Annotated in this window: 5 protein-coding genes and 1 pseudogene; 1 reads left to right on the top strand and 5 read right to left on the bottom strand. The window is 53.0% G+C overall.

Annotated elements, in window-relative coordinates; all coding sequences use genetic code 11:
- The 5 genes from ACYZYZ_RS02305 to ACYZYZ_RS02285 form a co-directional block, all read right to left on the bottom strand.
- Positions 1–223: HvfA family oxazolone/thioamide-modified RiPP metallophore (locus tag ACYZYZ_RS02305; protein WP_461483104.1), on the bottom strand; the 223-nt coding region annotated here is incomplete at its 3' end.
- 120 nt (positions 224–343) lie between these two features.
- Positions 344–4,228 carry an ATP-dependent RNA helicase HrpA gene (gene hrpA / locus ACYZYZ_RS02300; protein ID WP_461483103.1) on the bottom strand — a complete coding sequence of 1,295 codons (3,885 nt, stop codon included), beginning with the start codon at positions 4,226–4,228 and terminating at the stop codon, positions 344–346.
- A gap of 61 nt (positions 4,229–4,289) precedes the next feature.
- A complete protein-coding gene (locus ACYZYZ_RS02295) occupies positions 4,290–5,972 on the bottom strand; it encodes an AMP-binding protein (protein WP_461483102.1) in 1,683 nt (560 codons plus the stop codon).
- Between the two features lie 133 nt (positions 5,973–6,105).
- Positions 6,106–7,284 carry a vWA domain-containing protein gene (locus ACYZYZ_RS02290; RefSeq protein ID WP_461483101.1) on the bottom strand — a complete coding sequence of 393 codons (1,179 nt, stop codon included), beginning with the start codon at positions 7,282–7,284 and terminating at the stop codon, positions 6,106–6,108.
- A gap of 18 nt (positions 7,285–7,302) precedes the next feature.
- Positions 7,303–8,148: an AAA family ATPase gene (locus ACYZYZ_RS02285; protein ID WP_305170795.1), complete on the bottom strand. Its 846-nt coding sequence runs from the start codon at positions 8,146–8,148 to the stop codon at positions 7,303–7,305.
- Between the two features lie 95 nt (positions 8,149–8,243).
- Between ACYZYZ_RS02285 and ACYZYZ_RS02280 the strand changes: the two are divergent.
- Positions 8,244–8,557: pseudogene (locus ACYZYZ_RS02280) on the top strand (hypothetical protein); the annotation flags it as partial.

Here is an 8,557-nt window from a genome sequence, read left to right as displayed (position 1 = left end):
TGCCTTCGCCACACTTGCCATCTTTTTCAGCTTTTTTGCCTTCGCCACACTTACCTTCTCCGCATTTGCCTTCGCCATGGGAGTCAGCGAGGTTATAGCCAGAGCTCAGCTGGTTGGCCTGAAACGGATTTTCCGCCGCAGATGCCAGAGGGGCGATAGCAACTGATGCCATGAAAGCAGCGCCAACAGCTGCGGCCAGGGGTTTCAGGGTTTTCTTGGACATGATGTATCTCCATTAAAGGTTATCTTGTTGGGGGAGGTGCGTGATCATCCAGACCACACAGCTAATCAGACTGAGCGTTACAGAATAAGTTTCAAGGAAATGTGCGGTTATGCTTTTAGCTTATGAACGGCTTTCGGCCAGGCCCGGCGACAACGTAGCCCAATGGGCCAGAATACGCTTGTCCGAAATAGGAAACAGTGTCCTCAATTGCTGCGCAAACAAAGAGACCCGGTATTCCTCGATCATAAAGCGGTATTGCCAGATACCCTCCTGTACCTCTCTGGAATAATCCTGCCAGTGCGAATCAACTCCTTCCAGTTTGCTGGCGAGTTTATCCAGCATCAATACGTATTCACGCTCCTTGCCGGGTTGTGACGGTAGTTTATCCAACCTCACCGTCAACGCTTTCAGGTACCGTTGATACTGTTGCAGCCAGTCATAGGGTACACGATAGAGAAATCCCGACTGAAACAGCATCGCCAGTTGGCGGTTGATATCCGGTACTGAATGAACAGCTGACAACCCCAGTTTTTTGATTGCTTTATGGATATCTGAAAGTGCCGGAAGCCAACCAATCAGCATCTGCTCGAGCTCATTGGCCGCTGCGACAATTTCGCCTTTACCGGCAACCAGCTGTTGTTCATAGTCGGCACGGGTTCGTGGCACATCTCTACCATCAACCAGAACTTTCTTGTAGGCGGCATCAATCAAGTCTGCCACCAACACATCCCTGCCCGGCAAGTGTGCCGCCTTGAGCTTGAGGTCCTGCCCTTTCAGCAGATCCTTTCGCAAGTATTTCACGCCCTGGGGATAGCTCAGCTGGTACAATCTGACCATACCATCGAGGGTGCTATTCAGCGCCGTGACGGGGTTGTCCAGCAACTTGAGGCCCACCTTTTGACCATTGGCAACCAGGGCTGGATAGGTACGGATCGTCAGACCCTGCTGTTGGATATCATAAACTTCTGGCAGGTTGTCAAAATTCCAGCCATTCAGGTCTGACTGCTCAATACCGTTGTCTGAAACCTGCTCAACCGTATGAGAAACCCTACCCCGATACTGCGCTTTGAGTTGTTTTATATCGCGGCCGTTGGTCAACAACTCTCCTTGTTCGTCAATCAGACGCACATTCAGCAGATACACATCGTCCAAAACCGCTGCCTGCCACTGCTCAGGTGTAATTTCTACCCCGGTGTGGCGCTTCAATTGATGCCCGAGGGCTTCTGTTAGCGGAACGTTGGCAGGTTTCATCTCGATTAATGCTTTGTCGACAACGTCCGGCACCGGGACAAAATGACGCCGTAGTGATTTGGGCAAACCTTTGACGAGGGCAATGCATTTATCCCGCAACATTCCGGGAACCAGCCACTCAAGGCGCGCAGCAGGCACCTGATGAAGAATACTGACTGGGATTGTCACACTGACACCATCCTCGGCATGACCCGGCTCAAAGTGATAGCTCAATGGGTAGCGTGTCCCCTGCCACTCCAGATAATCGGGAAACTGTGCGCCAGTGTTCTCTTCAAGCTGTCGCTGAGCCAGCAACGCTTCATCCATCCACAGTAGTTTTGGATCGTCTTTTTCAGCGCTCTTGCGCCAGTGTTCAAAGCCAGCAAGGTTCAAGACATCACTGGGAACACGCTGACGGTAGAACTCAAACATCACCTCATCATCTACCAGAATATCCCGACGGCGTGTTCGTGACTCCATTTCTTCCAGGTCTTCCTGAAGCGCCCTGTTATGACGAAAAAACTCTCCCTTACCCCGATATTCGCCCTCGACCAGCGCCGCGCGCAGAAACAGCTCGTGACAGGCTGATGGATCAATTTTGCTGTACTGACAGGGTTGCCGGTCCACAATGGGCAAGCCATACAATGTCTGGCGCTGATAGGCCATCACCTGGCCACTACGTGCGCTGTAGTGCGGTTCACTGTAGTGTTTCTTGACGAGGTGAGCCGCCAGCTCTGATAGCCACTCAGGCTCAATACGCGCATTAACGTGACTGTATAGCCGTGAGGTCTCGATTATTTCCGCTGCCATCAGCCATTTCGGTGGTTTTTTAAACAGCCCTGAACCAGGAAAAACGTGAAATTTTCGGTTGCGAGGCCCCATAAATTCCTTTTCTTCATGGCGAAATCCGATCTGGCCCAATAACCCCGTAAGCAGTGCCCGGTGCACGGCCGCGTAATCGGCTGGTTGACGATTTTCAGGCAACTTCAATTCCCGACAATAGCCGTGTAACTGATGATGCAAATCGCGCCACTCGCGCATTCTCAGTGGTGACACAAACTGTTGTCGGCAGTATTTGTCGAATTGGTTGCGCCCCAGTGCCTGGCGCTGCTCCTCCATGTGATTCCAGAGGTTGAGATACGCCACGAAGTCGGAATCCTTATCCTGCCACTGACGGTGTTTTTCATCCGCGGCCTGCTGTTTGTCGGCAGGCCGTTCCCTCGGGTCCTGCACACTCAACGCTGACACGATAATCAACACCTCCTTGAGGGCGCCCTCCTGAGCGGCAGCAACAAGCATCCGACCCAGACGCGGATCTGCTGGCAGCCTTGAAAGCTGCCGCCCGATACGAGTTAATTCACCGCGGCGGTTAACCGCCTGCAACTCCTGCAACAGGCTGAAGCCGTCGTTGATCAACCGCTGATCCGGGGCATCGACAAAGGGAAAGTCACGGATATCACCAATGCGCATCTGCAACATCTGCAAAATGACCGATGCCAGATTGGTGCGCACTATTTCGGGATCGGTAAACTCGGGTCGGCTGTTGAAGTCCTCCTCAGAATACAGACGAAAACAGACACCCTCGCTGATCCTACCGCAGCGGCCTTTGCGCTGGTTGGCACTGGCCTGTGAAACCGCCTCAATGGGCAAACGCTGCACTTTGGTGCGATAGCTGTAACGGCTGATACGCGCGGTGCCGGGATCAATGACATAGCGGATACCGGGGACTGTCAGCGATGTTTCGGCCACGTTGGTAGCGAGTACCACCCGCACACCTCGGTGTGGCTGAAATACCCGATTCTGTTCCGCCAGGCTCAAGCGGGCATAGAGAGGCACGACTTCAAGGTTCGGCAGCTGGGCCTTGCGAAGCACGTTAGCGGTTTCGCGTATTTCCCGCTCACCGCTGTGAAACACGAGGATATCCCCACGCTTGGGCAGGCTGAAAATCTCTTCCACACTGTCGAGTACCTGCTGAGACAGGTCACGATCCTCTTCAGCCGGGCGATATTCCACTTCAACCGGATAGGTTCGGCCCGAAACTTCAATCACGGGAGCCTTATCAAAATGTTGCGAAAACCGTTCTACATCAATGGTAGCGGAGGTAATGATCAGCTTCAGGTCCGGACGTTGTGGCAGTATTTTCTTGAGATAGCCGAGCAGGAAATCGATGTTTAGGCTGCGTTCATGGGCCTCGTCGATAATCAGGGTGTCATAGCGATTCAGGTACCGGTCGTGCTGAATTTCCGCCAGCAGGATGCCGTCAGTCATCAATTTGACCAGGGTATTTTCGCTGCTCTGTTCATTGAAGCGTACCTGGTAGCCAATGGTTTCCCCCAGTGGCTGACCCAGCTCTTCGGCAATACGATTGGCCACTGTGCGTGCGGCGATGCGCCGTGGTTGGGTATGACCAATCATGCCTGACACACCCCTCCCCAACTCCAGGCAGATTTTCGGCAACTGGGTAGTCTTACCGGATCCGGTCTCCCCGGCGATCACCACCACCTGGTGATTTTCAATGGCGTCGCGGATATCATCCCGACGCCCAGCGATGGGCAGCTCTTCAGGGTAGCTTATTGCCGGCACGCTGGCTTTACGGGCCTTCAGGCTGGCATCGGACTGCTCCAGTAGCGCAGTGAACTGTTGCAGATCGCGATCAAACGGTTTGCCCTGCCCCGCACGTTGGCTGATTTTTTCCAACAGGCGTTCCAGACGATAGCGATCCGTTGCGAGACAATCGGCAATCCTGTCCCGCCATTGTTGAAGTTCATTGTTCATTCAAGACAACTAATCAGAAACCTGACGGGCCAGGTTGAACCCGGCCCTATGAATGTGGGCATCAATTATCGCGCAGTTCCCGACGCAATACCTTACCCACATTGGACAACGGCAATTCATCACGGAATTCAACGTACTTGGGTAGTTTGTAACGGGCTAACTGCTCGGCACAGAAATCGCGGATGTCTTTTTCGGTCAGTCCCGGATTGGCACTGACCACATAGAGTTTGACCGCCTCACCAGAGTGCTCGTCAGGCACACCTACCGCAGCACAGTAGGTCACATCCGGGTGACGGGAAACCACACCTTCAATCTCATTAGGGTAGACGTTGAAGCCCGAGACAATAATCATATCCTTCATTCGATCATGAATACGCAGGAAACCATCTTCATCCACTGAGGCGATATCCCCGGTTTTCAGCCAACCATCTGCCGTCACGGTTTTGGCGGTTTCTTCCGGGAAATGCAGGTAACCCTGCATCACCTGAGGCCCCCTCACCCACAACTCACCATGCTCATTCACAGCCAGTGGATTGCCATCGTCATCGGCAATCCTTATTTCCGTCCCGGGCAGAGCAATGCCCACCGCCCCCTGCTTGCCACCGGGTGAAGGAGTGAGAGAAACCACGGGCGACGCCTCCGTTAAACCGTAGGCTTCACTGATCTGGCAACCAGTTTTGTCAAACCAGTCGTTGCTGGTGCCGGTCGCCAGCGCTGACCCTCCGGATATGGTGAATTTCAGGGTAGAGAAATCGATACGGCCAAAATCCGGGTCTTTCATCAACGCGACAAAAAGCGTGTTTAGCCCGATAAATACCGATGCTGGCCACTGGCGCAGCAATTTTACAAACGCCTTGATATTGCGTGGGTCAGGGATCAACTGGCTGTGCACGCCTAAATGAACACCTACCGTGATGACCACGGCAAACGCATAGATGTGGTAGAGCGGCAGAGGCGACACAAAGCGTTCCACACCCCGATCAATGCTACAACTTTCCAAAACCATGGCAGATTGCCGTGTCACGCTGACCATATTGCTGTGACTGAGCATGGCCGGCTTGGAGACGCCCGTCGTGCCACCGGTGTACTGAAGAACCGCCAGGTCATCACCATCCAAAGCGACCTCCTGATGAGGTTGTTCACTACCCTTCTTTAGTGCTTCCAGAAGAGAAATTGAACCGGCAGAAGAACTAGCCTTGCCAAGCAATTTCATCAGCACTGACATCACCACTCGCTTCAGGGGCGAGTGCAGATCAAAGGGGGAGGTGGAAATAACCGTTTGCAGGGGCGCTTTGTCTTTTACCGCCAGTGTATGGTCCAAAAACTTGTCAAAAACCACCACAGCCTTTACATCCGCGTGGTTGAACTGATACTCCAGTTCGGTGGCTGTGTACATCGGGTTGACGTTGACGATGACCATACCCGCCTTGAAAGCACCGTAGGTGACCACAAGGTACTGGATCAGGCTCGGCATCTGAATGGCAATGCGGTCACCGTGCTTCAAGCCGGTATGCTGTTGCAGGTAGCTGGCAAATGCACTGGACTGCCTGTCCAGCTCGGCATAGGTCAGCGTTCCCCCCAGAGAGGTGACAGCAGGTTGGCTACCATAATTTCTGACTGCTTCAGCGAGGATATCCAACAGGTTATGCATCTCACTGGGTGGCAAGTCGTGGGGAATACCATAGTGGTCCCAAGAGTTGCGGACAGCCTCCATCACTTCCATTTTCGTGTCGATTTCAGACATTACCGCTCCCCTGCTCTGTCGATATTATGGTTATTATGGCTGGCCTGTCTTAGCGCCCGTTTTCCGGCAATGCTATCGAAACGTGCGGTCCAGGTACAGAATTCCCGCCTACCCACATCGTATCCGCTGGTTGTCAGTGGGTCAGTGCAGTCATCCCTTTTTCCAGCCCGGCCAAAGTCATGGGAAACATGCGCTCTGGGCCCATCAATTGCTGAATCAATTTGATAGAAGGTGTGTACTGCCAGTAATCAGTACGCACCGGGTTCAGCCAGATAAAGCGGTCATAATTATCAATGATACGCTGCATCCAGACGGCTCCGGCTTCCTGATTGTAGTACTCCGCGCTGCCGCCCGGTGCACTCACCTCGTAGGGCGACATGGTGGCATCACCCACAAAGATCACCTTGTAGTCACGGCTGTAGGTATGCAGCAGCTCCATGGTGGGCGTTTTGTTAGTTTTCCTGCGGTGATTGTCACGCCAGACATAGTCGTAGAGGAAATTGTGAAAGTAGTAGTACTCCAGGTGCTTGAACTCACTTTTTACAGCAGAGAACAGCTCTTCGCACACTTTGACATGGGGATCCATGGAGCCTCCGACATCAAAGAACATCAGGACTTTGACCGCATTGTGGCGCTCCGGAACCATCTTGATATCCAGCAAGCCGGCATTGCGGGCAGTGGCGTCTATAGTGTCGTCCAGGGCCAACTCTTCTGCTGCGCCGGTACGGGCAAACTGACGCAGGCGTCGAAGTGCCAGTTTGATATTGCGCGTTCCCAGCTCGACTGAGTCGTCCAGATTGCGGAATGCCCGCTGCTCCCAGACCTTGACGCCCTGTTGCTGTTCACTCTCCCCGCCGACACGAATGCCTTCGGGATGAAAGCCACCGTGTCCGAAGGGAGACGTACCACCGGTACCAACCCAGCGACTGCCTCCGGCATGACGCTTCTGTTGTTCAGCCAGTCGCTTTTTGAACGTGTCGAGTAATTGCTCCAGTCCGCCCAGACTCTCGATTCTGGCTTTTTCCTCATCACTCAGGTGCCTGGCAAACTCTTTGCGCAGCCACTCTTCAGGAATCAGGGCATCAATTAACTGTTCAATGTCAGATAGTTGATGAAGGTAGGCTGCAAAAGCCCGGTCGTAGCGATCGTAGTATTTTTCGTCCTTGATCAGGCAGGTTCTTGCCAGGAGGTAGAAATCATCCATGTCCGCAAAGGCCAATCGCTGTTGCAAAGCCTCCAGCAACACAAGGTATTCCTTGATGGAAACGGGAATCTGCGACTGCCGTATACTCTGATAGAAGTTGAGCAACATGGATTCTGTGCCGGCGGATTACCGGCTCTCTCTACGCGACATAAAGGCCAGCTTTTCCAGCAGATGCACGTCCTGTTCGTTTTTTAACAGGGCACCGTAGAGCGGCGGGATCACTTTACTGGGGTCTCGTTCCGCCAGCAGGTGGTCGGGAATCTTGTCTGACAGCAGCAACTTCAACCAGTCAATTAGCTCAGATGTCGAAGGTTTTTTCTTTAAACCGGGCACCTGACGCACTTCAAAAAAGATATCCAGCGCCTCTTGCACCAGGGTTTTCTGAATATCGGGAAAATGCACCGCCACAATCTGCTCCATGGTCTCCCGCTCCGGGAATTTGATGAAGTGGAAAAAGCAGCGGCGCAAAAAGGCATCTGGTAATTCCTTTTCATTGTTGCTGGTGATGATCACCAGTGGTCGTTGCTTTGCCCGGATGGTCTCACCGGTCTCGTAGACATGGAACTCCATACGATCCAGCTCCAGCAACAGATCGTTGGGAAACTCAATATCAGCCTTGTCTATTTCATCAATCAGAAGAACCACGGGCTCATCAGCGACAAAGGCCTGCCATAGCTTGCCGGGCTTGATGTAGTTGGCAATGTCATGCACCCGGTCCTGGCCCAGCTGTGAATCCCGCAATCTGGACACAGCATCGTACTCATAGAGCCCTTGCTGTGCTTTGGTCGTGGACTTGATATGCCACGGAATCAATTGCCACCCCAGAGCCGCCGCCACTTCCTCAGCGAGCATGGTTTTACCCGTGCCCGGCTCGCCTTTAATCAGGAGTGGTCGTTTCAGGGTGACAGCCGCATTCACTGCCATTTGCAGGTCATCGGTGGCGACATAGCGATCAGTACCGGAAAACTTCATAATCGGACCTATTCAATAAATGCATTTGGCCATTCTAGCGCCAGCAGCAGGTACAGCAAACGACCTAAACAACGATCGCGTTCTGGAGAGTCAGTTTGACAAGACAACACCACGAATGGCTTGGACATCCCAAGGGGCTCTACGTTTGTTTTGCCACGGAAATGTGGGAACGTTTTTCATTCTACGGCATGAAATATTTGCTGTTACTGTATTTAACAAAATACCACCTCTTCACCGACGCAATGGGACTGGATGTACTGGGTAGTTATGCTGCCCTAGTCTATGCCATGCCCGTTATTGGCGGTTTGCTCGCTGACCGCTACCTTGGAATGCGCAAAGCCGTTGTATTCGGCGGTTTGTTTGGGTGTGGTTGTCATTGTCGTCGCCTCCGGTTAGTCGATGCAGATTG

It is taken from the genome of Porticoccus sp. (genome assembly GCA_023261185.1).
GTDB classification, from domain to species: domain Bacteria; phylum Pseudomonadota; class Gammaproteobacteria; order Pseudomonadales; family Porticoccaceae; genus Porticoccus; species Porticoccus litoralis.
The sequence above is the reverse complement of the archived record's forward strand: the minus strand, read 5'-3'. Positions and strand labels throughout refer to the sequence as shown.

Bases quoted from the DNA above. Each gene is read 5' to 3' on its own strand.
- ACYZYZ_RS02290 (WP_461483101.1), bottom strand. From the start codon at position 7,284: ATGTTGCTCAACTTCTATCAGAGTATACGGCAGTCGCAGATTCCCGTT.
- hrpA (WP_461483103.1), bottom strand. From the start codon at position 4,228: ATGAACAATGAACTTCAACAATGGCGGGACAGGATTGCCGATTGTCTC.
- ACYZYZ_RS02295 (WP_461483102.1), bottom strand. From the start codon at position 5,972: ATGTCTGAAATCGACACGAAAATGGAAGTGATGGAGGCTGTCCGCAAC.
- ACYZYZ_RS02285 (WP_305170795.1), bottom strand. From the start codon at position 8,148: ATGAAGTTTTCCGGTACTGATCGCTATGTCGCCACCGATGACCTGCAA.